The sequence below is a fragment of the Streptomyces sp. NPDC060028 genome, from assembly GCF_042736725.1.
Taxonomy (GTDB): Bacteria; Actinomycetota; Actinomycetes; order Streptomycetales; family Streptomycetaceae; genus Streptomyces.
This window is the reverse complement of record NZ_JBHWVJ010000041.1, coordinates 43490-70438: the sequence shown is the minus strand read 5'-3', so window position 1 is coordinate 70438 and position 26949 is coordinate 43490. Positions and strand designations below refer to the sequence as shown.

The following is a 26949-nucleotide window of genomic DNA, read 5'->3' as shown; positions in this document are numbered from 1 at the left end:
GGCCCACGCCGCCGCGCACTCCGCCGCTCAGCGGACGGACGTGCTCCAGGACGCGATGCCCGACGACGACATCGGCTGGCCGCGCTAGCCCGCAAGTGGCCCGCGGCGGCCACGGCGAGGTGGCCTGGCCGCGGGCGGTCGTGGACGGCGCCCGAACACCCGCGCCTACGTGACGTGGCCCTCAGGCAGCGGCCGTGCGGAACTCCCGGGGGCTCAGGCCGCGTACGCGTTTGAAGGCCGTCGACAGCGCGAAGGCGCTGCCGTAGCCGACCCGGCGCGCGACCATGGCGAGGGTGGCGTCCGGTTCGCGCAGGAGGTCGGCCGCGAGCGCCAGGCGCCAGCCCGTCAGGTAGGCCATCGGGGGTTCGCCGATCAGCTCGGTGAAGCGCCGGGCCAGGGCGGCCCGCGAGACGCCGACCTTCGAGGCGAGTTCCGCGACCGTCCAGCCGTACGCCGGGTTCTCGTGCAGCAGCCGCAGCGCCGGGCCGATCACCGGATCGCTCTCGGCGCCGCCGCGCTCCGCGATCCAGGTGCGTACGACGCCGATCAGCAGCAGGTCCAGCAACCGGTCCAAAACCAGCTCCTGGGCCGGTTCGCTGCGGGAGATCTCCGTGGCCAGCAGGGAGACCAGGGCGGTGTCCGCCGCGGAGGGCGGGCGGACCAGGACGGCCGGCAGCGCGTCCAGCAGGCGGCGGCCGATCGCGCCCGGCTCCTGGTAGGTGCCGCTCAGCATCACCACCGAGCCGTCCGCCTCCCCCCAGGTGCGCACGCCGAGCAGCATGGACCGCGACACGTCCGCGCCGCCCTCCAGGCTGCAGCGCTGCTCCTCGTCCACGGTGATCCGCACCGGCGTGTCCGGGCAGTCCGCGACCGTGTACGGGACGGGGCCGCGCACGACGGCCACATCGCCGGGGCCCACCCTCACCGGCTCGCCCCCGTCGGGCAGCAGCCACGCCGAGCCGGACACCATCGTCATCACCGACAGCGGGGCCCGGTCCTCGATCCGCACCGCCCAGGGCGGGTTGAACACGGATTTCAGGAGGAAGGCGCCCCTGGCTTTGGGGCCTTCGAGGAGACCGGTCAGCGTGTCCATCGCACCATCATCCGCCGACTGCCCTCACGCGTTCCACACACCCGTGGCCGCCGCCTCGCGCGCGAAGTCCGCGAAGTCCCGGGGCGGCCGGCCCAGCACTTCCTGGACCCCGTACGCCAGATGCGCGTTGCGACCGTCCAGGATCAGCGCGAAGAGCTCGGCGAAGTCCTCCGGCAGGCCGTGACCGCGCAGCACCGCCCGGTAGTCCTCGTTCGAGACGGGGACGTAACCGATCTCGCGCCCCGTCGCCTTCGACAGCTCGGCCGCGACGTCGTGGAAGCTCAGCAGGCGCGGGCCGGTCAGCTCGTGGGTCCGGCCGATGTGCCGGTCGTCGGTCAGCGCCGCCACCACCACGTCGGCGATGTCCTCGGCGTCGACGAAGGGCTCCACGGCGTCGGCGGTCGGCAGCGCGATCTCGCCGGCCAGCACGGGCTCCAGGAAGAAGCTCTCGTCGAAGTTCTGGTTGAACCAGGCACAGCGCACGATCGTCCAGTCGGCGCCGGAGGCCTTCAGGTTGCGCTCGCTGAGCTCCGCCGCCGCCTCGCCGCGGCCCGACAGCAGCACCAGGCGGCGCGCCCCGGCGGCCACGGCCGCCTCGGCGAAGGCGCCGACCTGCTCGGCGGCGCCCGGGAAGGCGAGGTCGGGGTAGTAGGTGACGTACGCCCGGTCGACGCCATCGAGGGCCGGTCCCCAGGTCGCGGGCTCGTTCCAGTCGAAGGGCGGCTCGCCCGTGCGCGATCCGATCCGGACCGGGCGGCCCAGGGCGGCGAGCTTGTCGGCGACGCGGCGGCCGGTCTTGCCGGTTCCGCCGATCACGAGGGTGGTCGCCACGGTCTGCCCGTCCGCCTGCGTCGTCTGCGTCGTCTGCGTCGTCTGCGTCATGTGGACCAGTCAACGCCGTCCCGGTGAGACGCGACATCGCCGAGAAGCTCAGGAACATGCGCGTGCGTCCATGGCCACCAACGGCTCAGACGACCCTGCGCATCCCCCGGGACTCCCGCTCCCGCAGCACCTCCAGCAGCGGCGCCGGGCGCGGGCCCACCGGAGCCAGCGCCGCCGCGAGCGCGGCCTCGGTGAGCTCGGGCCCGCCGCCGGCCGCGTAGCCGTCGGGGCGCACCAGCAGCCAACTGCCCGCGGACATGCCCAGCACCTGGCGCAGCCGGCCTCCGGGATCCGCCAGCAGGCGCGGCCCGGAGCGCGAGCGCACCCGGTCCGGCGCGACCGTGCGGACCGACAGCCAGGCCCCGTACCGTTCCAGCGCGGCCCGCGCCGTCTGGCGTGCCTCGCCGGTGGCCTCGGGCACGTACAGCAGGGACCAGCGCACGTCGCGCAGTTCGGCGCGCAGCCCCGCCGTCCCCGGGTCGCCCGGGAAGAGGGCCGCGGCCCCCGCCGCACGCGACCCGGCGGGCAGCCCCGGGCCGCCGGGTCCGCCGCCCGGGCCCTGCGGCGGAGTGCTCAGCGGGCTGTCCGGGTAGCCCAGGCCCAGCCCGGCCGTACCGCAGAGCATCCGGCGCCGCACCGCCTCGCGCACGAAGGGCCGTACGACACGGTCCAGCAGTCCGGTACGGCGTACCAGTCCCAGCAGCGCCGGCAGCGCCAGGCCCGCCAGCACGTGAGCGAAGCGGGCGAGCAGGCTCTCTCGGCCCGGCTCCAGCAGGGCCCGGCCGACCGGGACCCGCTCCTGCCCGTAGGTGTCGAGCAACTCGCGCCCGGCCCAGCCGTGTTCGACCATCGCGAGCTTCCAGCCGAGGTTGTACGCCTCCTGGATCCCGGTGTTCATGCCCTGCCCCGAACCGGGGCTGTCGCCGTGCGCGGCCTCCCCGGCGATGAAGCACCGCCCCTCGTGCATCCGCTCGGCCGTGCGCAGCTTGAAGGTGCGCACGCAGGACCACTCGGGCTCGCCGACCCGCACCTCGCGCCCGAGGCCGGCCGACAGCAGCGCGGAGTACCGCTCGTGCGCGGGTCTGGGGTCGGCGTCCGGGGCGGCCGGGTCGCCGGCCAGCAGCCGCCAGCGGCCCTCGCAGGCGTACGGCAGCATCAACAGCGAGCGCCCGCCGCCCGTGTGCACCCAGTGGACGCTGTCCTGCGGCAGGTCCTCGGCGGTGACGTGCACGTCCGCGAGTTCCCACCGCTCGGTGCCGGCCGCGCGCAGCGGCAGCCGCAGCCGTTCGCGGACGGTGCTGTGCCGGCCGTCGCAGCCGACCAGCCACGGGACCTCGTACTCCTCGTGCCTCTCCTCGCGCCTCTCCTCGTACGCCTCCCCGTGCGCACCGCCGTGCCGCAGCCGGACCCGGACCCGCTCGGCGTCCTGGGTCAGCCCGGTCAGCCGGACCCCCCACTCCACCCGCACGCCGAGGCGGAGCAGCGCCTCGCGCAGCAGCTCCTCCGTGCGGCTCTGCTCGATGACCACGGTGTACGGGAACCGGGTGGGCGGGCGGTCCGGGCCCGCGTCGCCGGTGTCCAGGCGCAGGATGGGGCGGCCGCCCGCGGACACGGTGAAGGCGCTGTTGCTGCGGCCGTGTTCGAGGAGGTGGCGGGCGAGGCCCATCTGGTCCAGGGTCTCCAGGGTGCGCGGGTGCACGGCGACGGCCCCGCCGGCGCGGGAGGGCCCGGCCGCGGCGTCGACCAGCCGTACGCGCAGGCCCCGCCGGGCCAGTTCGTGGGCGGTGGTGAGTCCGGCCGGCCCGGCGCCGACCACGAGTACCTGAGCCTGGGCCGGTAGCGGCCGCGCGGTCACCACGATGCGACTCCCAGGGCTGTCGGGGCGGGGGGCAAGGGCCCTCCACGGTCTCCAGCGCAGCTCGAAGTGGATCGGAAGCCCGCTCAAGTTGAGGAAAAGGGCCGGGAGTTGCCGTTACCAGCGGTCACCCGCCGGCGGCTACGGCTGCTCCTTGAGGGTGTGCGCGACGAGGGCGTTGGCGTGGCCGTGCCCCAGGCCGTGCTCGGCCTTGAGCCAGGAGACGAGCTCCATGTGCCCGGTCAGGGGCGAGGACCGGATGAGGTCCTTCCAGTGCGCGACCGGCTGGCCGTACTTCTTCTCGATGGAAGGGAAGTAGCTGGCGGGGCCCTTCACCGGCTCGGTCATGGCGTCTTCTCCTCGTGTCGTGCGGCGGGCGTGTGTCGCAGGGGTAGACCGCAGGTTTGGTGCAAACTCATCGCCCCCGCCAAGAGTTCCTGGGCAGCGAGGCCTGGGCGGCGGGTCTGGAGGAGCGTGCGGACGGCTGGTACCCGCGCTTCGAGCGGTCGGTGACGGTGGAGACGAGCATCCGGATCGGGGTGACCCCCGGGCGGTCGCCTCGTTCAACAGGCCATGATCAAGCGCATCGTGACCACGGCCCTCGTCGCCGCCACCGCGGCCCTCGCCGCCTCCGCTCCCGCCCTGGCCGCCGACACCCCGCCCGACGTGGTGACGAGCACCGTCGAGGACGTCCCGGCGGACGGCACGGACGGCACGGACGGCACGGACGGCACGGACCTCGCCGACGGCACGGACCTCACCGACGACCTGGCGGACTTCTCCGGCGCGTTCGGCGACCCCGCCGCCTAGAGCCGACGACGCGAAGAATCCCCGGACCTCCCCTGCGGGTCCGGGGCCTTCTTCGCGGACAGCCCTTAGGCCTTGACCTCGGTGTTCTGGCAGGCCGCCAGCAGCCAGCGGCCGTCGTCACCGCGGGTCATCACGTACAGCGGGGCGCCCTCGGAGTCGCCCTGCGCCGAGTGGTAGACCTGGCGGACCTTGACCGCGGCCACGTCGGGGCGCAGGAACTGCAGGTGCGCCACCTCGTAGGAGACCTGGCCGTCCCAGTTCGACGCGGGCAGCACGGCCCGGGTGAACTCGCCGATCGCGTCGAGGCCGATGAGCACCTTGCCGTGCGCGGTGGTCCAGAGCGCGTCCGGGTGGAAGAGGGCCAGGAAGCCTTCCGGGTCCTTGGCCCGCTGGGTGCGCTCGACGGTGGCGACGACCCGCCTGATCGCCTCGACGTCCGTGGGGGCTCCGACGGCCCCGTGCTGTTCGCTCATGAGCCGATCATGCTTCCTCAAGCATGGTCGAGGTCAAGCGATATGATCACATTGCCGTATGACCACGACGAAGACCCTCTACCTGCTCTGTTCCGCCGCCCCGCCCGTTTTCGACGTGGCCCGCGTGATCGAGGACGCCCAGGCCCGCGGCTGGGACGTGTGCCTCGGCCTCACCCCCACCGCCGCGCACTGGGTTTCCGGGAGCCTGGACGGGCTCGCCGCCCTGACGGGGCATCCGGTGCGGTGGCAGTACAAGTTCCCCGGGGAGGCCGACGTATGGCCGGCGGCCGACGCCCTGCTCTTCGCCCCGGCCACCTTCAACTCCCTCAACTCCTGGGCGCTCGGCCTGACCGACGGGTTCGCCGTGGGCGTGGCCGCCGAGGCGGTCGGCAAGGAGGGCGTCCCCGTCGTCGCCATGCCGTGCCTGAACTCCGCCCTCTCCTTGCACCCGCAGTTCGACCAGTCCCTGGCCGTCCTGCGCGGCGCCGGCGTCACCGTCCTGTACGGCGAGGGCGGCTTCGCCCCCGGCCCGGCCGGCCCGGACGCCCCGCCGCACTTCCCGTGGCGGACGGCCCTGGACGCGGTGACGAACGGCCGGTGAGCGGCCGGGGCCGCGCCCGCGGCGCTACTCTCCCGTGGTCCCGTCGATCGCCTCGCGCAGCAGGTCGGCGTGCCCGTTGTGCCGGGCGTACTCCTCGATCATGTGGGCCAGGACGTAGTGCAGGGAGTACGCCTCGTCGCCGTGGGACCCCGTGACGTCCAGGGATTCGGCGGCGTCCACGATCGCCCGGGAGCGCGCACAGGCCTCCTCCCAGATCCTGAACGACTCGGCCGGGTCCGCGTCCTCGACGTGGAACTCCGTCCACTCCCCCGCCTCGTTCTTCGGGAAGTGGCCGCGCACGTCCTCGCCGCCCAGGACGTTGCGGAACCAGCCGCGCTCGACCTCCGCCAGGTGCCGCACCAGCCCGAGCAGGCTGAGCCCGGACGGGGCGACAGCCTTGCGCCGCAGCTGCTCGTCGTCCAGACCCGAGCACTTCATCATCAGGGTGTCGCGCTGCCACTGGAGCACGCTGGTCAAGGTGGCCCGCTCGTCGCCCACCAGGACGGGCCGGCTGCGCTGTTCGTCGATCATCGGGCGATGCTCACAGACGTACGCCGCCCCGCGCACGCCATTTCACATGCCGGATCCCGCGCCCGCCTCCAGCTGCCGGAAGAACGCCCGGATGTCCCCGACCAGCAGCTCCGGCACCTCCATCGCGGGGAAGTGGCCGCCCTTGTCGTACGAGGTCCAGCGCACGACGTTGTCGGTGCGCGCGGCGATGTGCCGCAGCGGGATGAAGTTGTCCCGGGGGAAGTCGGCGAGCGCGGTCGGGGTGCGGGAGACCTCGGTCGGCTGCCCGTGGTAGTCGGCGTGGGCACGCTCGTGGTAGATCCGCGCGGCGGAGCCGGCCGTGCCGGTCAGCCAGTACAGCATCACGTTGGTCAGCACCCGGTCCCGGTCCGGCGGGCACGCCGGGTCGCTCCACTCGGCGAACTTCTCCCCGATCCAGGCCAGCAGCCCGACGGGCGAGTCGTTGAGGGCGTACGCGAGGGTCTGCGGGCGGGTCGCCTGGATGTCGGCGTAGCCCTGCCGCTCGCGCGCCCAGCTCCGATACCGCTCCCAGGAGGCCCGCGCGCGCTGCCGCTCGGCCTCGTCCAGCGGCGCGAGTTCCTGCTCCGTGGGCTCCGCGGTGGCCCCGCCGCCCGGCAGCAGGTTGAGGTGGACCCCGCTGACGCGGTCGGGGTGGAGGCGGCCCAGTTCCCGGGAGACCGCCGCTCCCCAGTCGCCGCCCTGGACTCCGTACCGCTCGTACCCGAGCCGCTGCATCAGCACCGCGAAGGCGCGCGCGACGCGCTTGAACTCCCAGCCCCGCTCGGTGGTCGGCCCGGACAGGGTGAAGCCGGGGATCGACGGCAGCACCAGGTGGAAGGCGTCGGCCGGGTCCCCGCCGTGTGCCCGGGGGTCCGTCAGGGGGCCCGCGACCTGCTGGAACTCGACGAGGGAGCCGGGCCAGCCGTGGGTCATCAGCAGCGGCCGGGCGTCCGGTTCGGGCGAGCGCAGGTGCGCGAAGTGCACCCGGGCCCCGTCGATGACGGTGGTGTACTGCGGCCACGAGTTCAGCCGCGCCTCGGCGGCCCGCCAGTCGTACCCGCCGCGCCAGTGGCGGGCGAGCTCGCGCACCTCGCCCAGCGGCATCCCGTACGCCCGGCCCGCGTCCGGCAGCTCGTCGGGCCAGCGGGCCCGGTCCAGCCGCTCGGCCAGGTCGTCCAGCTCGCGCTGCGGCACGTCGAGCCGGAACGGCCGCGCCCACTCACCAAGATCGCTCATGCGGTGGATGGTAAGGGTGGGCGGGGCCGTCGCTCACGCCGCGTAGAGGTCGAAGGTCGACCCCCGCTTCGGACCGGCCGCCACGTCGAGCGCCGGGTCCACGGTCAGCATCGCCTGGTGCAGCCGCTGCAACTGCGGCGACGGCTCCACGCCCAGGTCTTCGATCAGCCGGCCGCGCAGCCTGCGGTACACGTCCAGGGCCGTGGCCTGGCGCCCCGACCGGTACAGCGCGACCATCGCCTGCGAGTGCAGCCCCTCGTGCTGCGGGTGGCGGGCGATCAGCTCGGTGAGTTCGGCGAGCAGTTCGGTGTGGCGCCCGAGCCGCAGGTCCACGTCGATCCGCCGCTCCACGGTGACCAGCCGGCTCTCCTCCAGCCGCATCACCTCGATCTCCAGGATCGGCCCCACCCGTACGTCGACCAGGGCCGGCCCCTGCCACAGCGCCAGCGCGGCGCGCAGCATGTCCGCCGCGCTCTCGTCGTCGCCGCCCTCGAAGGCCCGATGCCCCTGGCCGACGAGGCTCTCGTACTCGTGCACGTCCACCGACTCCGGCGGGATCTGCAGCAGGTAGCCGCCGTGCCGGGTGGCCAGCACGTCCTTGGCGCCGCCGGGCTCACCGGGGCCCATGGCGGTGCCGAGTCTGCGGCGCAGCTGGAGTATGTACGTCTGCAGGGTGGTCAGCGCGCTCTGAGGCAGGTCGGTGCCCCAGATCTCTTCCATGAGCGTGGGCACCGGCATCACCCGCCCCGGGTACAGGGCGAGGAGCGTCAGGATCTGCCGCGGCTTACGGGCGGTCGGGACGATCGAGCCCCCGTTGACCTCGGCACTCAACGGACCCAGAACCTGAATTTTCACGGTCTCCTCCGTAAGTCGTCGAATTCCCCTCGTATTTCGGCCTTCGACTGAGGCACGGTAGCCGGGCCCTGCGCAATGTCTCCGAATTCTCGAGGCCCTTTTGAGCCCCTCTCCACGGGTCAAACCGCCGGTCGGCGGCCCTGTCAGTCCCGTGTCCCGCCCACCTCCCGTGCCGGGGCCGGTGGTCATGGCAACCGCTGTCCGCCGGTTTCACCCGCGGAAATCGCGGCGGTTGCCCATTTCGTCGACCGTGTGTCCGGTTGTGATGTGGGGGAAATCCGTTCCGGGACGGTCGGCGCGCGATCGGTATGCTTCTGGTCCTGCGACTGCTTCTGGTCCTACGACTGCTTCTGTTCCTGCTTCTTCTTCTGTTCCCGCTTCTGCTTTCGGCGGCTGTGGCACGGGAAGCGGTGCCTTCCACAGCGGAAGCACCGCGCCGCCGCGGGCCCCGCCCGGATCCCCGTGCCCGTACCCCTTCACACCCCGGTCCGTCAGATCCGTACGAGGCGCTCGCCGTCGGCCTCGCCGGCCGCGGCCAGGCTGTCCGGGCCCGCCATGAGGATCGAGCGCTGCAGCCGCCGCAGCGCGGCGGACGGCTCCAGCCCGAGCTCGCGTACGAGGGTGGCGCGCAGCCGCTGGTAGACGTCCAGGGCCTCGCCGCGGCGCCCGGAGCGGTGCAGGGCGAGCATGAACTGCCCGTGCAGGTTCTCGTGGGTGCGGTAGCGGCTGGCCAGCACGGTGAGCTCGGCGAGCAGTTCGCGGTGGCGGCCCAGTCTCAGGTCGGCCTCGATGCGCTGGTCCAGCGCGCACAGCCGGGTCTCCTCCAGCCGCAGCGTCTCCATGTCGAGCTGGGCGCCGCCCTGTACGTCGGCGAAGGCGGAGCCGGACCACAGCGCCAGGGCCTCGCGCAGCACCCGCGCGGCGCCGGGGAAGTCCCCGGCGTCCATGGCCCGGTAGCCCATGCCGGCCAGCCGGTCGAACTCCCGGACGTCCAGCTTGCCGCCGCCGCTGTCCAGCAGGTAGCCGCCGGGGAGGGTGACGAGCACGTCCTTCGCGGTGCGCTCGGGTCGTGCGGCTCCGTCCGCCTGCCCCGCGACCGCCTCCTCCTTGCCCTTGCCCGCCTCCAGCGCGGTCGCGATGAGCGCGCGCAGTTGCAGGACGTAGGTCTGGAGGGTGGTGCGGGCGCTGCGCGGCGGCTCCTCGCCCCACAGCTCCTCTATGAGTGCCGCGACGGGCACCACTTGGTCCGCGTGCAGCGCCAGGAGCGCCAGCACTTGGCGGGGCTTGGGGGCGGTCGGCGTGATCGAGACACCGTTCACCCGCACCGCCAGTGCGCCCAGTACATCGATGTTCACGCTGAATCCCCCTGGTCCGTGGATGAGTCTCGCCCCACTCAAGGCTTGACCAGTAAAAAACAGGGCTAACGGTTTGTCAATATCAAACCGTCCACGCTGTTTTTTATAGGCAGACACGAGGCCGCCACGAGCACAGGACACCTGACCTGCGCTTTTATTCAATCCAGAAAGATCCGGATCGGCGAGCCGCCCGCCGCAGGCTCCCCATAGATGGATCAAAGGGGCACTACAGCGACGCTAGCCAAATAAAAGAGACCGGTCAGTCTGTTCTGTTCTCCCCCTCGGGACGGGCCCCGGAACCCCCGTCCGGGGGCGGGCCGGAGCCGGCGGCCGCCAGGACTTCCAGCACCTCCGCGGCCGCGACCCGGGGCAGCAGCAGTTCCCAGAACCGGCTGACCGTGCGCGGCGCGAGCCAGGCCGCGTCCCGGGCGCCGAGGACCTCGAAGCCCACCGTCGCGGCCACCACGGCGGACACGGCGTCCTCCGGCGCCACCTCCGGCCGCAGTTCCCCCGCGACCCCGGCCAGCGTCATCGCCTCCTCGACCCAGCACCGCCAGTACTCGCGCAGGTCGGCCTGGGGCGGGCGGGCGGCATCACCGCTCAGCTCGAAGCCCGCCCGCAGCACCACGTCCTCGCGCAGCCCCCGGGCGAGCCCGTGGGTCACGTCGACCAGATGCTGCAGACAGCCGGCCGCGCCCTTGGGCCACCCTTCGGTGACCGCCCGCAGCCGCGCCAGCGCCGCCTCCTCGACGGCGGCCGCCAGGGCGTCCTTACTGGCGAAGTGGAAGTGCAGGGCACCACTGCTCACCCCGGCCTGCGTACTGATGGTGGTGAGCGAGGCGACCGTGAAGCCCTCCCGGTGGAAGATCTCGGCCGCGGATCCGATCAAGGCCTCCCGGGTGCGCACCGCGCGTGCTTGTCTGGCCATCGACTGCTCCGTTATCGCTGGGGATTGCCGCGCCCGGCCACCGCCGCCGACCGCCGGGCACAACGGCCCCGGTCCGGCTCGGCCTCACGCCCGTGAGTGCTGATCGCCTCCACAGAGGCGCGCGGAGGCACGTGCACGACTGCCACAACCTCGCCCCTCCCTCAAGGTGCAACCCGATCAATGATCAGCGTAACAAACCGCTCGTGCGGTTTGAAGGTGTGGTACGCGAATCCGTCACGCCGAAGTGGCTGATCGCCGATCCGCAGATCACGGCAGCCGGGTGCGCGGCCCGGCCGACCACCCCTCCCAGCACGGCGCGGCGTCCACTGGAAGGCCGCTACGGCACCGCTACAGGGGCGCCAGGGGCTCATGGGGGCTTCCGGAGTGGCTGGATCGCGACGAGCTGGGGCGATGCCCGAAGAGAGATCGATCGGAACTGTTTGTTCCGGATATTCCCTTTCCGAAGGATCGGATTCCCCTAGAAATTAAACCGGTTGGTATGTATCTTTTCTCGTCTCAAACCCATCCGACCGGCACCTCGTCATCGCTGTTTCAGGGGGAGCAATGACTACGAGCACGTTTCGGGTTGAGCGACCGACCATCGACGCGCACCAGGTAGGGAGCTACTACCCAGACTCGTTCCGCAGAGCCACCGACCTTCGGTACCCCTCGCTGACGACCACCGTGCCCAGGGAGTTCGTGCACCGCGCCGCCGTCGCCGAGGTCATGCTCACCGACTGGGAGCAGGTGGACGACACGCGGTTCAGAGTGGCCGCGCAGTGGCCGCGCAGCCACAGCTTCTTCACCCCGATAGACGGGGAGTACCACGATCCGCTGATGGTCACCGAGACGGTCCGCCAGGTTGGTTACCTCCTGGCGCACGCCGGGTTCGGCGTCCCGATCGATCACCAGTTCCTGTTATGGAACCTCACCGTCACCGTCCACCCCGAGCACCTGCGGGTCCGGCAGACCCCGGCCTCGCTCGACATCAAGGTGACGTGCACGGACCTCAAGCGCCGCGGCAACGGCGATCTGGCCGGCCTCCACTACGAAACGGAATTCCGCCGCGACGGGCAGCTCGTCGCGACGGGCGGCGCCACCTTCACCTGCACCACCCCGGCCGCCTACCGGCGGGTTCGCGGGGACCACGCGTTCGGAGCCAACGACCCGTACGCCCTGCCGCTGACGGCGCCGGCGGCGCCGCAGAGCGTGGGACGCACCTCGCCGGTCGACGTCGTACTGTCACCCGTCGGCGAGCCGAACCGCTGGCAGCTGAGGGTCGACACCCGCCACCCCGTGCTCTTCGACCACCCCGTCGACCACGTGCCGGGCATGCTGCTGCTCGAAGCCGCCCGCCAGGCCGCGGCCGGTGCGCTGGAGCGCTCCTCGATCCTGCCGCTCAGCATCGCCGGCGATTTCAGGCGGTACGTCGAACTGGGCGCCCCGTGCACGATCGAGGCCTGCCTCGTGCCGGAGCAACTGCCCGACGGCAGCGAACTGGTCCTGGTGACCGGCCATCAGGACGACGTGCTCTGCTTCAGCGCCAGCCTGATGGTGGCGCCGGCGCCCCAGGACCGCTGACCGGTCCGCCGGCGCCCCAGCCCCTTCGTCCGCCCTCGCCTTCGCCTTCGCCCGCACCTTCGTCTACGCCTTCGCCCGCGCCTTCGTCTACGCCCCGCCTCGTCGGCGCACTGCGTGGCCGTGCCCTGCTGCCGCTCCGCACTCGGCAGCAGGGCACGGCCACGCGCTCCGGTCCGCCCGGCCGTCGTGAACGCCTCGGTCCGCGCCGACCGGGCCCGAACCGTGCGCCGGCTCCCCGTCCAGACCCGGACCGGCGCGTCAGCGGGGGAGCCGGCGACGGCCTCTCACCCAACCTCCCCCGTCACACCGGCCCCGTAGGCCGTGTCTGTTCCCTCCCGGCTCAGCAGTCAATCCAGACAAAATACGGACTGGACGGTTTGGATGTAGGACGCATCCGCTATAAGATACAGACTGGGCGGTTCTTCCATTTCGGGACTCCGCTGTTGCAACACCCGACACCGTGGAGGAGGCGGCAGCATGGCTGAACAGGCCCGAGCCATCCAGACACGCAGGAACATCCTGATGGCCGCCGCCAAGATCTTCGAGAGCCGCGGCTACCAAGCCGCCACCATCTCCGAGATCCTCACCGCGGCCGGAGTGACCAAGGGGGCCCTGTACTTCCACTTCCAGTCGAAGGACGAGCTCGCCCAGGGAGTGCTCTCCGAGCAGGTGGACCACCGGCTGATGGTCCCCGACCGCTCGTCCAAGGTGCAGGAACTGGTGGACATGGTCATGTTGCACGCCTACCGGCTGCAGACCGATCCCCTGGTCCGCGCCGGCGTGAGACTGTCCCTGGAACAGCAGCCGGGCCTCGACCGCAGCGGTCCGTTCCTGCAGTGGGCGGATGTCGTCACCGCCCTGCTCACCAAGGCCCAGGCCCAGGGCGAGCTGCTGCCCCACGTCGATCCGGCCGAGAGCTCGGACGTGCTCGTCGGTGCCTTCGGCGGAGTCCAGGCCATGTCCCAGGCCGTCAGCGACTACCAGAACCTGCCGGACAAGGTGGCCGCACTGCTGCGCCATGTGCTGCCCAGCGTGACGCTCCCCTCGGTCCTGCCGTCCCTGGACCTGTCCGAGGGCAGGGGCGCCATGGTCTACCTCGAGGCCCTCTCGGTCGCCGAGGAACGGGAATCCGCGCTCGCGGCCGCGGCCGACTGAGCCGCCCGGCGGGCAGCCACCCCCACGGCCAGAACGGGATTCATCTTGACGTCCTTACCTGCATCCCGGCCGACGACAGCCCGCGGCCCGCTGGCCGGGAAGACGGCTCTGGTCACCGGCGCCAGCCGCGGCATCGGCCGCGGCATAGCCGAACGCCTGGCCGCCGACGGCGCACTCGTGGTCGTCCACTACGCGACGAACACCGGCGCCGCCGACGACGTGGTGGACTCCATCAGGGCCCGCGGCGGCGACGCCTTCCCCCTGCGGACCACACTGGGAGTCGCGGGCGACGCCCAGGCCCTCTATGCCGGCCTCGACGCCGAACTCGGCCGGCGCGGCATCGAGCCCAAGATCGACATCCTGGTCAACAACGCCGCGGTGAGCGGCTCGGCCCGGATCCACGAGGTCACCCCGGAGCTGGTCGACAAGATCTTCTCGGTCAACGTCAAGGCGCTCCTCTTCGTCATCCAGGAAGGCCTGACCCGCATGCGGGAAGGCGGCCGGATCATCAACATCTCCTCCGCCGCCACCCGCATGGCCTACCCGGAATCCGTGGTGTACTCCATGAGCAAGGGCGCGATGGACACCCTCACCCTGGCCCTCGCCAAAGAGCTCGGTTCCCGGGGCATCACCGTCAACACGGTCTCCCCGGGCTTCGTCACGACCGACATGAACGCGAAGCTCCGCACCACGCCCGAGGGAGCCGCGCGGCTGGCCGGCATGTCCGTCTTCGACCGCATCGGCGATCCCTCCGACATCGCCGGGGTCGTCGCCTTCCTCGCCTCACCGGATTCCGGATGGATCACCGGCCAGCGCCTCGACGCATCGGGCGGCACGCACCTGTGACGACCCTCCGCGGCAGGGTCCGTGCTCGGCCGCGCGGGCGGCTCTGGTCCTCGACTCGCCCTCGAGTAAAGCCAGTTGGAACGCCCGACACCACCGCCTAGCATGCCTGCATGAATGAGCTCGGCTTGTTCCTCCGGATGCGGACCACGTGACCGGGCAGCGGGTGGTGATCACCGGCGCCACCGGCTTCATAGGCTCGGTGGTACTGAACATGCTGGCCCGTGTCCGGGACGAATCCGGGGCCGCCGCCCTGCGCCTTCGTGTGGTGGGCCGCCAAGCCCCGCGGGCCGCCGGCCAGGCCGATGAATGGATCCAGGCGGATCTGTCCGATCCCCGGTCCCTGCGCGGGAGCTGCGAGAGCGCGGACGTCCTGCTGCACCTGGCTTCGCTGATCGGCCCCGACGCGCGGCAGTGCGGCGTCGTCAACGCCGAGGGCACCGCGGCGCTGATGGCCCAGGCCGAAAAGGCCGGCCTCGGCCGGATCGTCCACCTGTCCACCTCAGCGGTCTACGGCCCCGGACCCCACCGCGGGATCCCGGTGGACGGCGTGGTTCCCACACCCGTCTCGGCCGCCAGCCGAACCCGGCTGGCGGCCGAGCAACCCGCTCTCGCCGCAGGTGCGGTGGTGCTCCGTCCCGGCCTGGTGATCGGCACCGGAGACCGTTGGGTGGTCCCCGGTGTGGCCCAGATCATCGAATCCACCCAGGCGTTGTGGGGAGGCGGGCGGGCCCTGCTGTCCCTGGTGGCGGTCGTCGACCTCGCCCGCCTCATCGTCCGCCTCGCCCTCGGCCACGGCCCGGCGGGCGGGACGGTCTGGCACGCCAGTCATCCGGAGCCCGTGTACGCGGCCGACCTGGTGCGGGCCCTCACCGGGCGGGGAGTGCTGCCCGCGGTGCACCAGGACCTCCCCGAAGCCGAGTGCCTGGTACGCATGGCGGCCTCGGGCTGCCGGGTGAGCCCACGTCAGTTCGGGCTGCTCGCGCAGGACCACTGGTACGACAGCAAGCAGATCTGGGGAGCCGCCGGCTGTCCGCCGGGTCCCGGGCCGCTGGCCTGCCTGGACGAGGCGGCCCCCTGGTACCGGGAGCACCTGGCCGAGGTCGTCGGGCGTTAACGGCGTTAACGCCGTTAACGCCGTTAACGCCCCGGAGCCTCGGCGAGCCGGTACGGGGCGGCCGTGCGGCGGATCACCGGGCGGTCAGGGCAGTGGTGGTCAGGGCCATCAGGACCAGCACCGTGAACAGCCGCGGGCCGATCACCCCGAGGCCGAGGCCGATGTTCAGCACCACCAGCTCGGTCACCCCCCGGCAGTTCATCAGCGCCCCGAGCGTCACCGCCTCCCGCACCGGGCGGCCCGCCATCAGCGCCGCCCCGGTGCCCGCGCCCCACTTCGCGGCGACCGCCACCGCCAAGGCCGCCACCGCCCAGAGCCAGCCGGCCACGTCGGCGCCCAGCAGAGCGATGTCCGTCCGCAGTCCGCTCCCGACGAAGAACAGCGGCAGCAGCACCGGCACCGCGAACTCCCGCATCCGCTCGGCCGCCCGCCGGGCCGGCTCCGCGTCCCTCGGCACCACCGCGCCGAACAGGAAGGCCCCGAACAGCGCGTGGACCCCGATGGCATCGGTCGCGCAGGCCGCCAGGCAGATCCCGGCGAACAGCGCCGCCACCCCGCCGGGGGCGCCCCACCGCGCGAGCAGCGGACGTACGCCCCACCACATCGCGGCCAGGAACGCGCCGGCCGCGGCCACCGTCAGCAGCACCCGCCCGGCCCCACCGTCAGCGGCGACCGCCACCACCACCACCAGCAGGCACCACGCGACCACGTCGGCCACCGCCGCGCAGGCCATGGCAAGTGCCCCCACCGCAGTGGCGTACAGCCCCTCCTCGGTCAGGATCCGGGCGAGCACGGGGAACGCCGTCACGCTCAGCGCGACGGCCACGAACAGCGCGAACTGCGCCCGGCCCACCCCGGCGGGCGCGAAGGACGCGTACATCCCGAGCGCCAGCAGCGCCCCGAGCCCCAGCGGTACGGCCACGGTCGCCTGGCTCACCAGGGCCACGGCCCGCCCGCTGCCGCGCAACAGCCCGAGGTCGAGCTCCAGCCCCACCAGGAACATGAAGAGGACCAGCCCGAGGTTTCCCAGCAGCCCCAGGTACGCCACCACCTCGCCCGGCAGCAGCCACCGCTCCCCCGCCGGCCAGAGCCACCCGAGCAGCGTCGGCCCGAGCAGGATGCCCACCGCGATCTCCCCGACCACGGCCGTCTGCCCGAGCCGGCGCATCACCGCGGCGCCCGCCCGGCACGCCAGGACGACCACCGTCGCGGCGATCAGCACGCCGGGCAGAGGATCGCGCAACGCCCCCAGAGCCAAGGCCACCATGGGCATCACCCTCCCCCGGGGCGGCGGAACCGGAAACAGATCCGCCGCACACTTCCGGAGGTCGCCCGTCGCCCGTCGCCCGTCGCCTACGAACTCCGGGGAGCCGTCTTGCCGACCAGCAGCCCGAGCCCGTCGAGGATGCGTTCCAAGCCGAACGTCAGGGCCTGGTCCTGCCCCCCGTGCGCACCGACCGAGGCCAACGCGGCCGTGAGCGCCGGGAAGCGCTCGCCGTGCACCCGCATCACCTCGCCGAGCGCCGTCACCATCTGCGCGTCGGGGCCCGCGCCCGATTCTCCGCCGCCGCCCCCGGCCCGTTCCTGCTCGGCGATCGCGCGGACGTGCCCGGACAGCAGCACCACCGAGTCGATCGCCTCGGCCCCGCTCAGCCCGCACCCGTCCAGCGCGGCCAGCGCCCGCTCCATCCACCCGGTCTCCCGCGGCCCCGTCACCCGCGCCCCGACCGTCGCCTCCAGCAGCCAGGGGTGGGCCCGGAATCCCGCGTACAGCTCCCGCGCCCAGAGGTCGAGCCGCTCCCGCCAGCCCTCCCCCGCCGCATCGAGGACGGGCGGCTGCGGCATCGCGGCCTCCACCATCAGCGAGACCAGTTCGGCCTTGCCCGGGACGTAGCGGTACAGCGCCATCTTCGTGACCGCCAGTTCCCCGGCCACCCGCTGCATCGATACGCCGGCCAGCCCCTCGGCGTCGGCGATCCGGACCCCCGCGCCGGCGATGCCCTCCAGGGTGAGCCCGCGCTTGGGCCCTCGCGCGGAGCCGGCCGGCGGCCCCCAGAGCAGCCGCACGGCCGCGCCCCACTGCTCGTCCGTCATCGGATCCCCTCGTCTTCCGTCCGCCCCACCAAACTGTGTCTACCGTACACGTTAACGGCGTTAACGGCGTTAACGGTGCTCCGGCGTTAACGCCGTTAACGGTGCCACGGCGTTAACGGCGTTAACGCCGTTAACGGTCCCCGTCGGCTGACGGTGCATCCAGGGCGGCCCCGGGCACGGGCCCTGACGGAGCGCCGGAGGCGGGTCCGCCACGGATCCGCACCACTTCGTTAGCAAAACTCAAGCGCGGTGGCCACATCCACCGGCGAACGTTAGTAAAGTCCCTCTCATGACTTCGCCCTCGTCTCAGAGCGACCGAGAGAAGGTCGTCTCCAAACTCCCTCCGTGGCTGCGCCAGGAATTGAAGATCCGCACCGCCCAACTGCGGGTGGACATCCAGGATGCCGTCCACCAGGGCATCGCCCATTGGAGCGCGCTCGCCTCAGCCCCCTCCCCCGTCGACACCTCCGGCGCCGAGTCCTTCTCCACCTGGCTGCCCGCCGGGCAGTGGGAGTCCTTCCGCTCCGACTCCAAGGACCGCGGGGTCTCCCTCATCCAGGGCCTCGCCCAAGCCGTCCGCCTCTGGCTGGAGATGAACCCGGCGCCCACGGTCAAGCGGCCCTCGGTCGTACGCCGCATCGTCGTGTGCAACCAGAAGGGCGGCGTCGGCAAGACCGCCATCACCGCCGGCACCGCCGAGGCCCTCGCCGAGGACCCCGGCAGCCTCCACCCGGTCCGCGTCGCCCGCCAGCTCGCCCGGGTCGCGGCCGACACCGAGGACGGCGAGACAGGCGCCTCGGAGCAGCGCCCGGCCGAGGCCGGCTCCCTGGACCTGGAAGACCTGCCGGGCCTCGGGATGCGCGTGCTGCTCATCGACTTCGACCCGCAAGGCCACCTCACCAAGCAGCTCGGCCAGCAGCCGCTGCCCATCGGCGGCGACAGCCTCACCTGCCACATGGCAGGCGAGGCCAAGGGCCCCTTGGCCGACCTGATCGTGCCCGTCACGGACGAGCGCTTCGGCGACCGGCTGCACATCCTGCCCGCGTGCACGGACGCCTTCCTCCTCGACGTCCGCCTCTCCACCGTCCGCGCCCGCGAGGCCGCCCTCGAGCGAGCCCTCTCCCCCGTCGAGGCCGACTACGACGTCATCCTCGTCGACTGCCCGCCCAGCCTGGGCCTGAGCATGGACGCGGCCATCTACTACGGGCGCCGCCGCGACGCCGAACAGCAGGGCGCCTCCGGCGCGCTGATCGTCGTACAGGCGGAGGATTCGTCGGCCGACGCCTACGACCTCCTCACCTCCCAGATCAACGACCTGCGCGACGACCTCAGCCTCGAGATCGACTACCTCGGGCTCGTCGTGAACCTCTACGACGGCCGGCGCGGGTACATCGCCACCTCCTCGCTCCAGGCCTGGATCGACATAAAGGATCCGCGCGTCGTGGCCGTCGTACCGGACCTGAAGGAACAGCGGGAGGCCGTGCGCGTGAAGCAGCCGCTGTTCGTCTACGCACCCAAGGGCGACCAGGCGGTCGCGCTGCGCGCCCTCGCAAGGGAGATCTCATGAGCAAGGCCGACAAACTCGGAGTCTCGGCTTCCTTCGCCCGGGCCCAGCCGGCCGGCATCAGCTCGCGCCGCGCGGCCATCGCGGAGGCCACCGGCGCCCCGACCTCCGGGGTGGTGCCGCCCTCGGAGGTACCGATCGAGGCTCTGGCCCACAACCCGTTCAACCTCCGCGAGGAGCTCACCGAACTGGAGGAGATGGCGCAGTCCCTCCTGGTGCGCGGCCAGCTCCAGCCCCTCGCGGTGGCCACCCGGATGGCCTTCATGGAGGCCCACCCGGGGCAGACCGACGGCCTGGGCCGCGCTCCGTACGTGGTCATCGACGGCAACCGGCGGCTCGCGGCGGCGCAGCTGGCGGGGCTGAAGTCGATGCACATCCACGTGAACGACTCCCTGGCCACCTCGGCGGCGGACATCCTGGAGTCGGCGCTGATCGCCAACGTCCACCGGGTCGACGTGGCACCGATGGACCAGGCGCGGGCCCTGCAGGAGCTGGTCGACGTGCACGGCTCGCAGGCGCAGGTCGCCAAGCGGCTGGGCAAGACGGCGGCGTGGGTCTCGCAGCGGCTGACCCTCCTTCACCTGACCCCGGAACTCCAGGACAAGGTGGAGGCGGGCGAGCTCAAGGTGGAGCCGGCCCGGCGGATCGGGCGTCTCCCCCAGGGTGAGCAGGCGGCCGCGGCGGAGGAGACCATCAACGCCGTCAATCCTCCGCGCCAGCGCTCGCGTCCGACGGCGGGGGCCGCTGGGGCGGCGGCAAGCGTTAACGGCGTTAACGGCGTTAACGCCGTTAATGATCGCGAGGGCCGTCCCGCTGCCGCACCCCGCCGGATCACGATCGCGGTGGACTCCCCCGAGGCCGTCGCGGACGCCCTCACCGCGCACCTCACCCCCGACGACCTGAAGGCCGTCACCGAGCTGCTGCTGACCCGGATCTGAAACGGGCGCTTCGGCGGCCGCACCCACGACGGGGGCGCTGACGGCGTTAACGCCGTTAACGCCCCCACGTGTGTTTCATGTGCGTTCAGAGGTGCGCTTCACATAGGCTTCGGCTGGAGGTACCGATGCTCAACGCCCATGACAACGAACAGACCAGCCTCTTCGCCGCGGTCGACGCCCTGCTCGAGGAGGCGGCGGCGAAGGACGCCCTGCCGCACCCGGACGAGCGCAAGCGGCTGCGCGAGGCCGCGGGGCTGAGTCAGGACCAGATCGCCAAGGCGCTGTCCGTCCGCCGCGAGACGGTCACCTCCTGGGAAACGGGCCGCACGGCCCCCCGCCCTCCCAAACGTGCGGCCTATGCCCGCCTCCTGGAAGGCCTCGCGGACCTCCACCCCGTTAACGGCGTTAACGCCGTTAACACCCCCGCCCAGGAGGCGCCCCCGGAGGCCGACCCGAAGTCGATCATTAACGGCGTTAACGCTCCGTCCTCGGAGTCGATCATTAACGCCGTTAACGCCCCCGCTCCCGAGCCGACTCCGGACGCGACTCCCAAGACGATCATTAACGGCGTTAACGCCCCCGCCCCGGATCCGGCCCCGGATCCGACTCCCGAGGTCGCGTCCGAGTCGATCATTAACGGCGTTAACGCCCCGGAGCCCTCCCCCGCTGCCGACGCCGTTAACGCCGTTAACGCCGTTAACGCTCCGGCACGGACGGCGGCTCCGGACGCGGCCCCGCGCCGGGCTCCGAAGTCGATCATTAACGGCGTTAACGCCCCCGCCCGACAACCCGCCGCCCCGCCCACCCGCCTGGAAGGCAACGGCCCGCTCGCCGTGCTCGACGGCGCCGGCCGCGCCCACGCTGCCGGCGGGGTGGTCCTGGAGTACCCCGCCGGCGATCTCCCCGCCCTCATCGCCTGGGCCCTCGGCCCCGCCGCCGACCTCCGCTCCCCCCGCCTCCACCGCAACGGCAAGGACGGCGACCCCCTCCTCGTCCTCACCCCCGCGGCCACCGAGGCACTCGGCCTCCCCCTGGTCTTGGAGGACCGCCGCGGGCTGCGCCTCCCCGACAACCACCCCGTCGTCCGCCTGCTCACCAAGGCCAAGTGGCAGCTGACCCGCCGCGGCTTCGGCCCATGGGCCCGCGTCTACCGGCCCGCCACCCCCACCACCGGCCGCCAGTGCGTCCAGCTCGCGGTGCTGCCCTGGGGCGCGCTCGACCCCCGCGCCTGGGGTGAGGACACCGCCGACCTGCCCGCCCCGGAACTGGCCGAGCTCCTCACCTCGTACGCCACCCGGGTGCTCACCCCCCGCGGCTCCACGGCGGTCTCCGGCCTGGAGCTGATGACCTCCCTGCGTCCGCCCACCCGCGCCGCCCGCGACGAGACCTCCGGCGCCTGGGTCTCGGCCCCCGTCGCCGGCTCCCTCACCCGCCCCGTCGACCCCGCTCCCCCGGAGGCCCCCGACGAGCACCCGGTGGTCGCGGCCCTCTACCCCCGCGCCCACCAGCGCACCCCGGACCAGGTCCTCGACGAGGAGGCGTACGACTGGATCCGCGACCCGCAGCTCCTGAGCGACGCCGAGTGCGCCCGTACCCACGCGGTCGGGATCGACGTGAACATGGCCTTCGCGGCGGCGGCCAACCGGCTGGTCGTCGGCATCGGGCCCGCCGTCCACACCGGCCGTCCCCGCTTCGACCCGAAGACCCCCGGCTGCTGGCTGGCGGACCTCTCCGACCTCGCGCTCGACCCGCGGCTGCCCAGCCCCTTCACCCCGCACGGCCGGGCCCCGGCCGGCCCCGCCTGGTACGCGACCCCGACCCTCGCCTACGCCCAGGAGCTCGGCCACCCCGTCCAGCCGACCGAGGCCTGGGTGCGCCCGGACAGCGGGCCGTACCTCGACGCCTGGTACACCCGCCTGCGCGACGCGTACATGGCGACGATGGCGGAGCTCGGCGTGCACCCCGGGCTCACCGAGGCCGAGTTCCTCACCGCGATGGCGCACCACAAGCAGCACGACCCGGCCCAGGCCGCAGTGCTGTCCGCGATCAAGTCCACCGTCAAGGGCGGCATCGGCAAGCTCCGTGAACGCCCGCAGGGCGCCGGCTACCGGCCGGGCGAGTCCTGGCCCGCGCTCGAACGCCCCACCTGGCGACCCGACATCCGGGCCGCGGTCATCGCCACGGCCCGGGTCAACATGCACCGCAAGATGCGCAAGCTGGCCGACGCGGGGGAGTACCCCATCGCCGTCCTCTCCGACTGCGCGGTGTACCTGTCCGACGGGCCGGGCCCGCTCGACTTCCTGCCCCGCACCCCCGACGGCAAGCCGCTGCCCGGTGGCTTCCGCCTCGGTGTCAGCCCCGGCATGGTCAAGCACGAGGGCACCCAGCCCCTGCTCTGGGCCGTGCAGATGCTCGACGAACGCCACAACCCCGCCCGGCACATCAAGGGCCACGACGCCGCGGCCGACGGAGAGTAGCAACCACCCATGCCCGAGATCAGCGACAGCCTCGAACGCGCCGACGAGCAGCACTTCACCCGTCCGATCCCCAAGTCCGCGGGCGCCCAGGTGCGTTTCCTGGTGAAGCAGCTCAAGTCCACCAAGGCCGTGGCGGACCTCCTCGCCATCTCCCGGCGCACGGTCGAGCGCTATGTGAAGGACCAGATCAAGCAGCCCAAGCCGGCGCTCGCCAGCCGCCTCGTGACCGAGGTACGCCGCCGCTGGCAGCCGCTGGTGCGCAAGCGGGCCCGCGCCAAGGCGGCGAAGACCACCGGCCTGGTCATCGAGACCCGGGCCCGGTTCGGTTTCAGCGCCGCGCCCGGCACCACCGACGACGGCCGGATGCGCCGGATCACCCAGCACCTGCCGGCGGACTACGCGGAGCGGCTCTTCGCGGCGCAGGCGGCCGGAGCCGCCGAGAGCCAGCTGCGGCGGATCGCCGCCGAGGGACTGCAGGAGATCTACTTCAAGGACCACGGTGCCCGCGCCCAGGGGCTCCTCGTCGAGTTCACCGACATCGACTACGTCGACTTCACTTTCTAGGCTTTACTCTCGAATCCGACAAAAGCGACCCACGGAACGGGGGTCGTACGGGGCGATCTCCCGCCAGGCCATGGGATATGACTCTGGATCACACGGGAGGCCGCCAGGCGGCCGCACAGCGGTTTTCGACCGCTTCCGGGCCTCGTCATCGGCGCTGGGCCGCCGCCATGAGGGTACGGGCGAGCTCGCGGACCGAGTCGGCGCCCCCGTCGGGGGTTCCCGCGACGGCGACCAGCGGCGGCTGCCAGCCCTGCTCCGCGATGCGCTCGGCGACCTCGGTGGCGAGCCCCGCCGCCCCGGAGAAACAGCCGAGCAGCAGCGGCGGCCCGGCGGCCAGCGCCGGCCGGAGCGCGGCGAGGCAGGCCGCCGCGTCGGCCGGGGCGCCGTCCGGCAGCGTCGTCAGCGCCTGCGGCCCGGGGTAGACCTGCGCCAGGGCGTCGTAGCAGCCGGGCGCGGCATCGGGCGGCGGGATCAGGCAGACGGTGCCCGCGCCGGGGTGGGCCGGCGCCCGGAGCGTGCGCAGCGGCGCCGACGGCCGGGCCGCCGTATGCGGTACGGGGGCGCCGTCGAGCACCGCGAGGGCCTCGGCGACGGTGGTGGACTCCCGTGCGGTGGCGGGCAGTTCGCGCATCAGCCGGGCTGTCTGCGCGAGGATCTCGGCGGCGTCGCAGTCGCTGATCCGGGCCCGGTCGTGGACGGCGGTGAGCACCAGGCCGCCCTCGCCGTCGTGCCCGGCGCTGAGGCTGAACGGCGCCCCGGTGTACGGTCCGACGGCCTCGACGGGGTCGACCCGTACGCCCTCCTCCGCGAGGGCCTCGCTGAGCGACTCCCGGGAGGCGCGGGCGGTGTGCGGCCGCTCGCTGCCGGCCGGGGGCTCGAACGCGAGGAGGGATTCGGTGAGTTCGGCCTCGTAGGGGGCGCGGCCGGCCCAGGCGTGGATCTGCCCGGGGGAGACCCACTCGTAGGCGGCGGCGTCCAGCGCGCGGCCGGTCAGGTCGGCGAGCAGCCGGGTGACCAGACCGCCGGGCTCGACGACCGCGTGCCGGGGGAGCGCCACCTGCAGCGGGCCCGGGAGCCGCTCCACGCTGTCGAGGGCGATGCCCCGGCCGGAGGAGGCGACGGCGAAGGCGACGTGCCGCTCCCCGGTGGCCCGGTGCAGCAGCAGCGCCCAGACGGCGTGCAGGGCGGTGCTCTCGGCGGCGCCGTGGCTCGCGGCCCAGTCCCGCAGCCGCGCGGCCTCGTACGGGGTCAGGCGCCGGCGGCCCACGCCGTGCCCCTCCCCGCCGGTCGGGCGGGCGCCGGTGCGCGCGGGCAGGGTGGCGGCGCCGCGCGGGGGAGTGGCTCCGGCCCAGTAGGCGCGGGCGGGCGCCAAGTCCCGGGCGGAGAGCCACTGGAGGTGGTCGCGCAGGTCGGGGCGGCGCTCACCGCCCACGGGACGGCCGTCGGCGAGGTAGGCGCGGTAGAAGGCGTCGAGGAGCAGGCGCATGCTGCGGCCGTCGACGAAGGCCTGGTGGTGGGTGACGAGGATCCGGGTGGCAACGCCTTCGTCGACCAGGGCGATGCGCAGCGGACCGGGCCGGGACACGTCGAACTCCCGCCGACGCTCGCTCGCCAGCAGGGCGGGCCAGTCGGCGCTGCCGGCCGGGTGCCACACGATCTCGGGGGCCGCGTGGGCGTGCACGAACACGGCGGGCGCCGCACCGGGCGCGGCGCCGGCTCCGGCCCGGGATCCGGCCCGGCCCGGCCCGAGGGCCGCCCGCAGGACCGCCTCGGAGCCGAAGACGGACTGCCAGGCCTCGGCGAAGCGTTCGAGGTCGAAGGGCCCGCGCCAGCGCCAGTGCACCTGCCCGACGTGCAGCCCGTGTCCGGGATGGGCCACCGTGTCGAGCAGCAGGTCCTGCTGAAGGGGTGTGACCCGCCCGGCCGGCGGACGCGCGGCGCGCACGGGAGCGGGAGCGGCGGGGCCGCCCTCGGCGGGCCCGGTGCGGGCGTCAGCCACCGGCTGGGCTGCCGGGATCGCGCTCCCGGGCTGCTGGGGGAGCGAGGTGAGCAGGTCCACGAGCGGCCCGGCCGGGAAGGGGGGCGGCGGCAGGATCAGGCTGTGGTGCGTCGCGCTGTGCCGGCGCAGGGCCGGGGTGAACGGCGGAAACAGCGACAGCGCCGCCTGCAGGGCCGCCGAGGACAGCGGTCCGAGCAGGTCCAGGGAAGGCGGCGGCCCTGGAGCGATGACCACGCTCATCTGCGTCACGGTCCATCAGCTCCTCCCTGGCTGGGAACACAGACGTGGAAAGGGAGCGCACGACGCCGGCACGGCGCCCCCGCGAGCGTCGTGTGCACGGCAGTTCTACGAATTATGGACTATCGCGCCAGAATTCAGGCGGAATTAAGCCGGGGTCCGGCCGGGGGATCGGTCCGGTATTCCGGCGCGACTCCGGCGGGACTCCGTCATCATTCCGCCAGGCTTCCGGCCCATTTCCGACCGGAATCCTGCCGAACCCTGGCAGGATTCCGGTGGAGAATGATCAGAATTCCACGGAACATTGAACGGACGGCGTTATCCGGGCAGTTCGGCGGGGATTACGCCGCGTACAGGTCGAAGGTCGAGGTGCGGCGCGGTCCGGCCGTCACGTCGAGCGCGGGATCGACCGCCAGCATGGCCTGGTGCAGCCGCTGCAACTGTGGTGAGGGCTCCACTCCCAGTTCGTCGATCAGCCGCGTCCGCAACCGCCGGAAGACGTCCAGCGCGCCCGCCTGGCGGCCCGAACGGTAGAGCGCCACCATCGCCTGGGCGTGCAGCCCCTCGTGCTGTCTGTGGCGCGCTATGAGCTCGGTCAGCTCCGCCAGCACCTCCGTGTGCCGGCCGAGGCGCAGGTCGACGTCGATGCGCCGTTCGACGGTCACCAGCCGGCTCTCCTCAAGGCGCATCACCTCGATCTCCAGGATCGGCCCCACCCGTACGTCCACCAGCGCGGGGCCCTGCCACAGCTCCAGCGCGGAGCGCAGCAGGCCGGCCGCGCGCTCGTCGTCGCCGTCCTCGAACGCCGACTGGCCCCCCGCGACCAGCCGCTCGAACCCGTGGACGTCCACGCTCTCCGGCGGGACCTGCAGCACGTAGCCCCCGTGCCGTGTGGCGAGCACGTCCTTGGCGCCCCCGGGCGCGGCCGGGCCGAGCGCCGCGCCGAGGCGTCTGCGCAGCTGCAGGATGTACGTCTGCAGCGTCGTCAGCGCGCTCTGCGGCAGCCCCGAACCCCAGATCTCCTCCATCAGGGTCGGCACCGGCACCACACGGCCTGGATACAACGCAAGCAGTGCAAGCACCTGCCGCGGCTTTCCCGCCGACGGAACGACCGAACCCCCGTTGACCTCCGCACTCAACGGACCCAGTACCTGAATCTCCACGGCTTCCCTCCGGACGTCGCCGAGTTGTCATCGATTTTCGGACGTCGACTCAGGCACGGTAGCGGCGACTTGAACCCGACCGTGGAATTCTTGAGCGGATATCCACCGCCCTTCGCGGGCGGCCAGGTGCGGAAAGGCGCCGAGCCGCCTGCTTCCACTGCGAGAATTAAGGCCGGAACACGTATCCGAAAGACCACGGGGACTTCACCGGAATTCCTCGCGGCGCGCGGGTGCGCACCACGACGGCGCCCCCCGCCGTGGTGCGGCGGGGGGCGCTGTGACCGGACACGGTCAGGGGTGCTCAAGGGGTGATCAGGGGGTGTGGACCGCCTCGCAGACGACCAGGTCGGCGAAGGCCGCCGGGGTCGGGTACTCGTACAGGTCGGTGGGCTCCACCCCGGCCCCGTAGCGCTGGTTGACCATGGCGACGAACTGCGCGGTCAGCAAGGAGTCCAGTCCCAGGGTGCGGAAGCTCTGGCCCGGGTCGATCCGGTCCGAAGGGATCCTCAGCACCTCGCCGAGCACCCCGAGGAGGACGGCCAGCACCTCGTCGGGCGCGGCGGGCGACTGCTGCGGATCACGGGGGTCACTCGTCATC

At 72.8% G+C, this 26949-nt stretch carries 25 protein-coding genes; 10 read left to right on the top strand and 15 right to left on the bottom strand.

The window, feature by feature from the left end; translation table 11 throughout:
* Positions 1-181: 181 nt before the first annotated feature.
* The 4 genes from ACFWBF_RS21400 to ACFWBF_RS21385 form a co-directional block, all read right to left on the bottom strand.
* Complete coding sequence (locus ACFWBF_RS21400; RefSeq protein WP_385604058.1) at positions 182-1093, bottom strand: AraC family transcriptional regulator; 912 nt, start codon at positions 1091-1093, stop codon at positions 182-184.
* A 24-nt stretch (positions 1094-1117) separates the two neighbouring features.
* Positions 1118-1975: an NAD(P)H-binding protein gene (locus tag ACFWBF_RS21395; protein ID WP_385604055.1), complete on the bottom strand. Its 858-nt coding sequence runs from the start codon at positions 1973-1975 to the stop codon at positions 1118-1120.
* 85 nt (positions 1976-2060) lie between these two features.
* On the bottom strand, positions 2061-3833 hold the full coding sequence (locus ACFWBF_RS21390; RefSeq protein WP_385604052.1) for an FAD-dependent oxidoreductase: 1773 nt from the start codon (positions 3831-3833) through the stop codon (positions 2061-2063).
* Between the two features lie 138 nt (positions 3834-3971).
* Complete coding sequence (locus ACFWBF_RS21385; RefSeq protein WP_385604050.1) at positions 3972-4178, bottom strand: DUF4287 domain-containing protein; 207 nt, start codon at positions 4176-4178, stop codon at positions 3972-3974.
* Positions 4179-4403: 225 nt separating this feature from the next.
* Between ACFWBF_RS21385 and ACFWBF_RS21380 the strand changes: the two genes are divergently transcribed.
* Complete coding sequence (locus ACFWBF_RS21380) at positions 4404-4640, top strand: hypothetical protein (RefSeq protein WP_385604047.1); 237 nt, start codon at positions 4404-4406, stop codon at positions 4638-4640.
* A gap of 65 nt (positions 4641-4705) precedes the next feature.
* On the opposite strand, the gene ACFWBF_RS21375 is transcribed toward ACFWBF_RS21380, so the two are convergent.
* On the bottom strand, positions 4706-5113 hold the full coding sequence (locus tag ACFWBF_RS21375; RefSeq protein WP_385604044.1) for an SgcJ/EcaC family oxidoreductase: 408 nt from the start codon (positions 5111-5113) through the stop codon (positions 4706-4708).
* A gap of 58 nt (positions 5114-5171) precedes the next feature.
* On the opposite strand from ACFWBF_RS21375, the gene ACFWBF_RS21370 reads away from it, so the two are divergent.
* The gene (locus ACFWBF_RS21370; RefSeq protein WP_385604041.1) at positions 5172-5714 is read left to right on the top strand and encodes a flavoprotein; all 543 of its coding nucleotides are present in this window, start codon (positions 5172-5174) and stop codon (positions 5712-5714) included.
* A 24-nt stretch (positions 5715-5738) separates the two neighbouring features.
* Here the strand turns inward: ACFWBF_RS21370 and ACFWBF_RS21365 are convergent, their stop codons facing one another.
* From ACFWBF_RS21365 to ACFWBF_RS21345, 5 genes are all read right to left on the bottom strand, one after another.
* Positions 5739-6245 (bottom strand): DinB family protein, encoded by a 507-nt coding sequence (locus tag ACFWBF_RS21365; RefSeq protein WP_385604039.1) that lies wholly within the window; start codon positions 6243-6245, stop codon positions 5739-5741.
* Between the two features lie 42 nt (positions 6246-6287).
* Positions 6288-7481: an epoxide hydrolase family protein gene (locus ACFWBF_RS21360; protein ID WP_385604036.1), complete on the bottom strand. Its 1194-nt coding sequence runs from the start codon at positions 7479-7481 to the stop codon at positions 6288-6290.
* Between the two features lie 33 nt (positions 7482-7514).
* Positions 7515-8336 (bottom strand): BTAD domain-containing putative transcriptional regulator, encoded by an 822-nt coding sequence (locus tag ACFWBF_RS21355; RefSeq protein WP_385604033.1) that lies wholly within the window; start codon positions 8334-8336, stop codon positions 7515-7517.
* A gap of 491 nt (positions 8337-8827) precedes the next feature.
* The gene (locus tag ACFWBF_RS21350; protein WP_385604030.1) at positions 8828-9691 is read right to left on the bottom strand and encodes a BTAD domain-containing putative transcriptional regulator; all 864 of its coding nucleotides are present in this window, start codon (positions 9689-9691) and stop codon (positions 8828-8830) included.
* 259 nt (positions 9692-9950) lie between these two features.
* Positions 9951-10619 carry a ScbR family autoregulator-binding transcription factor gene (locus ACFWBF_RS21345; RefSeq protein WP_385604028.1) on the bottom strand — a complete coding sequence of 223 codons (669 nt, stop codon included), beginning with the start codon at positions 10617-10619 and terminating at the stop codon, positions 9951-9953.
* A gap of 564 nt (positions 10620-11183) precedes the next feature.
* Between ACFWBF_RS21345 and ACFWBF_RS21340 the strand changes: the two genes are divergently transcribed.
* The 4 genes from ACFWBF_RS21340 to ACFWBF_RS21325 all read left to right on the top strand — a co-directional run bounded on the left by ACFWBF_RS21340 (position 11184) and on the right by ACFWBF_RS21325 (position 15315).
* On the top strand, positions 11184-12200 hold the full coding sequence (locus tag ACFWBF_RS21340; RefSeq protein WP_385604025.1) for a ScbA/BarX family gamma-butyrolactone biosynthesis protein: 1017 nt from the start codon (positions 11184-11186) through the stop codon (positions 12198-12200).
* A 477-nt stretch (positions 12201-12677) separates the two neighbouring features.
* Positions 12678-13355, top strand: coding sequence for a ScbR family autoregulator-binding transcription factor (locus ACFWBF_RS21335; protein WP_385604022.1), 678 nt, complete (start codon positions 12678-12680; stop codon positions 13353-13355).
* 45 nt (positions 13356-13400) lie between these two features.
* A complete protein-coding gene (locus ACFWBF_RS21330) occupies positions 13401-14201 on the top strand; it encodes an SDR family oxidoreductase (protein WP_385604020.1) in 801 nt (266 codons plus the stop codon).
* 148 nt (positions 14202-14349) lie between these two features.
* On the top strand, positions 14350-15315 hold the full coding sequence (locus tag ACFWBF_RS21325; RefSeq protein ID WP_385604018.1) for an NAD-dependent epimerase/dehydratase family protein: 966 nt from the start codon (positions 14350-14352) through the stop codon (positions 15313-15315).
* Positions 15316-15388: 73 nt separating this feature from the next.
* On the opposite strand, the gene ACFWBF_RS21320 is transcribed toward ACFWBF_RS21325, so the two are convergent.
* Positions 15389-16582 (bottom strand): cation:proton antiporter, encoded by a 1194-nt coding sequence (locus tag ACFWBF_RS21320; RefSeq protein ID WP_385604015.1) that lies wholly within the window; start codon positions 16580-16582, stop codon positions 15389-15391.
* Positions 16583-16668: 86 nt separating this feature from the next.
* On the bottom strand, positions 16669-17409 hold the full coding sequence (locus ACFWBF_RS21315) for a TetR/AcrR family transcriptional regulator (protein WP_385604013.1): 741 nt from the start codon (positions 17407-17409) through the stop codon (positions 16669-16671).
* 289 nt (positions 17410-17698) lie between these two features.
* On the opposite strand from ACFWBF_RS21315, the gene ACFWBF_RS21310 reads away from it, so the two are divergent.
* The 4 genes from ACFWBF_RS21310 (at position 17699) to tpg (ending at position 22952) form a co-directional block, all read left to right on the top strand.
* The gene (locus ACFWBF_RS21310; protein WP_385604010.1) at positions 17699-18976 is read left to right on the top strand and encodes a ParA family protein; all 1278 of its coding nucleotides are present in this window, start codon (positions 17699-17701) and stop codon (positions 18974-18976) included.
* Positions 18973-19911 carry a ParB/RepB/Spo0J family partition protein gene (locus tag ACFWBF_RS21305; protein WP_385604007.1) on the top strand — a complete coding sequence of 313 codons (939 nt, stop codon included), beginning with the start codon at positions 18973-18975 and terminating at the stop codon, positions 19909-19911. The genes ACFWBF_RS21310 and ACFWBF_RS21305 overlap by 4 nt, the downstream gene beginning before the upstream one ends.
* A 125-nt stretch (positions 19912-20036) precedes the next feature.
* On the top strand, positions 20037-22388 hold the full coding sequence (gene tap, locus ACFWBF_RS21300) for a telomere-associated protein Tap (protein ID WP_385604004.1): 2352 nt from the start codon (positions 20037-20039) through the stop codon (positions 22386-22388).
* Positions 22389-22397: 9 nt separating this feature from the next.
* Positions 22398-22952: a telomere-protecting terminal protein Tpg gene (tpg, locus tag ACFWBF_RS21295; protein WP_385604001.1), complete on the top strand. Its 555-nt coding sequence runs from the start codon at positions 22398-22400 to the stop codon at positions 22950-22952.
* Between the two features lie 145 nt (positions 22953-23097).
* Here tpg and ACFWBF_RS21290 read toward each other — a convergent pair whose 3' ends face one another.
* The 3 genes from ACFWBF_RS21290 to ACFWBF_RS21280 form a co-directional block, all read right to left on the bottom strand.
* Positions 23098-25191: a condensation domain-containing protein gene (locus tag ACFWBF_RS21290; protein WP_385604067.1), complete on the bottom strand. Its 2094-nt coding sequence runs from the start codon at positions 25189-25191 to the stop codon at positions 23098-23100.
* A gap of 338 nt (positions 25192-25529) precedes the next feature.
* The gene (locus ACFWBF_RS21285; RefSeq protein WP_385603999.1) at positions 25530-26351 is read right to left on the bottom strand and encodes a BTAD domain-containing putative transcriptional regulator; all 822 of its coding nucleotides are present in this window, start codon (positions 26349-26351) and stop codon (positions 25530-25532) included.
* 312 nt (positions 26352-26663) lie between these two features.
* Positions 26664-26948, bottom strand: a complete 285-nt coding sequence (locus ACFWBF_RS21280) for an acyl carrier protein (protein WP_385603996.1) — start codon at positions 26946-26948, stop codon at positions 26664-26666.
* Position 26949 lies beyond the last annotated feature (1 nt).

Bases quoted from the DNA above. Each gene is read 5' to 3' on its own strand.
- ACFWBF_RS21365 (WP_385604039.1), bottom strand. From the start codon at position 6,245: ATGATCGACGAACAGCGCAGCCGGCCCGTCCTGGTGGGCGACGAGCGG.
- ACFWBF_RS21290 (WP_385604067.1), bottom strand. From the start codon at position 25,191: ATGAGCGTGGTCATCGCTCCAGGGCCGCCGCCTTCCCTGGACCTGCTC.
- ACFWBF_RS21340 (WP_385604025.1), top strand. From the start codon at position 11,184: ATGACTACGAGCACGTTTCGGGTTGAGCGACCGACCATCGACGCGCAC.
- tpg (WP_385604001.1), top strand. From the start codon at position 22,398: ATGCCCGAGATCAGCGACAGCCTCGAACGCGCCGACGAGCAGCACTTC.
- ACFWBF_RS21400 (WP_385604058.1), bottom strand. From the start codon at position 1,093: ATGGACACGCTGACCGGTCTCCTCGAAGGCCCCAAAGCCAGGGGCGCC.
- ACFWBF_RS21315 (WP_385604013.1), bottom strand. From the start codon at position 17,409: ATGACGGACGAGCAGTGGGGCGCGGCCGTGCGGCTGCTCTGGGGGCCG.
- ACFWBF_RS21345 (WP_385604028.1), bottom strand. From the start codon at position 10,619: ATGGCCAGACAAGCACGCGCGGTGCGCACCCGGGAGGCCTTGATCGGA.
- ACFWBF_RS21395 (WP_385604055.1), bottom strand. From the start codon at position 1,975: ATGACGCAGACGACGCAGACGACGCAGACGACGCAGGCGGACGGGCAG.
- ACFWBF_RS21305 (WP_385604007.1), top strand. From the start codon at position 18,973: ATGAGCAAGGCCGACAAACTCGGAGTCTCGGCTTCCTTCGCCCGGGCC.
- ACFWBF_RS21385 (WP_385604050.1), bottom strand. From the start codon at position 4,178: ATGACCGAGCCGGTGAAGGGCCCCGCCAGCTACTTCCCTTCCATCGAG.
- ACFWBF_RS21370 (WP_385604041.1), top strand. From the start codon at position 5,172: ATGACCACGACGAAGACCCTCTACCTGCTCTGTTCCGCCGCCCCGCCC.
- ACFWBF_RS21335 (WP_385604022.1), top strand. From the start codon at position 12,678: ATGGCTGAACAGGCCCGAGCCATCCAGACACGCAGGAACATCCTGATG.
- ACFWBF_RS21280 (WP_385603996.1), bottom strand. From the start codon at position 26,948: ATGACGAGTGACCCCCGTGATCCGCAGCAGTCGCCCGCCGCGCCCGAC.
- ACFWBF_RS21310 (WP_385604010.1), top strand. From the start codon at position 17,699: ATGACTTCGCCCTCGTCTCAGAGCGACCGAGAGAAGGTCGTCTCCAAA.
- ACFWBF_RS21380 (WP_385604047.1), top strand. From the start codon at position 4,404: ATGATCAAGCGCATCGTGACCACGGCCCTCGTCGCCGCCACCGCGGCC.
- ACFWBF_RS21375 (WP_385604044.1), bottom strand. From the start codon at position 5,113: ATGAGCGAACAGCACGGGGCCGTCGGAGCCCCCACGGACGTCGAGGCG.
- ACFWBF_RS21320 (WP_385604015.1), bottom strand. From the start codon at position 16,582: ATGGTGGCCTTGGCTCTGGGGGCGTTGCGCGATCCTCTGCCCGGCGTG.
- tap (WP_385604004.1), top strand. From the start codon at position 20,037: ATGCTCAACGCCCATGACAACGAACAGACCAGCCTCTTCGCCGCGGTC.
- ACFWBF_RS21360 (WP_385604036.1), bottom strand. From the start codon at position 7,481: ATGAGCGATCTTGGTGAGTGGGCGCGGCCGTTCCGGCTCGACGTGCCG.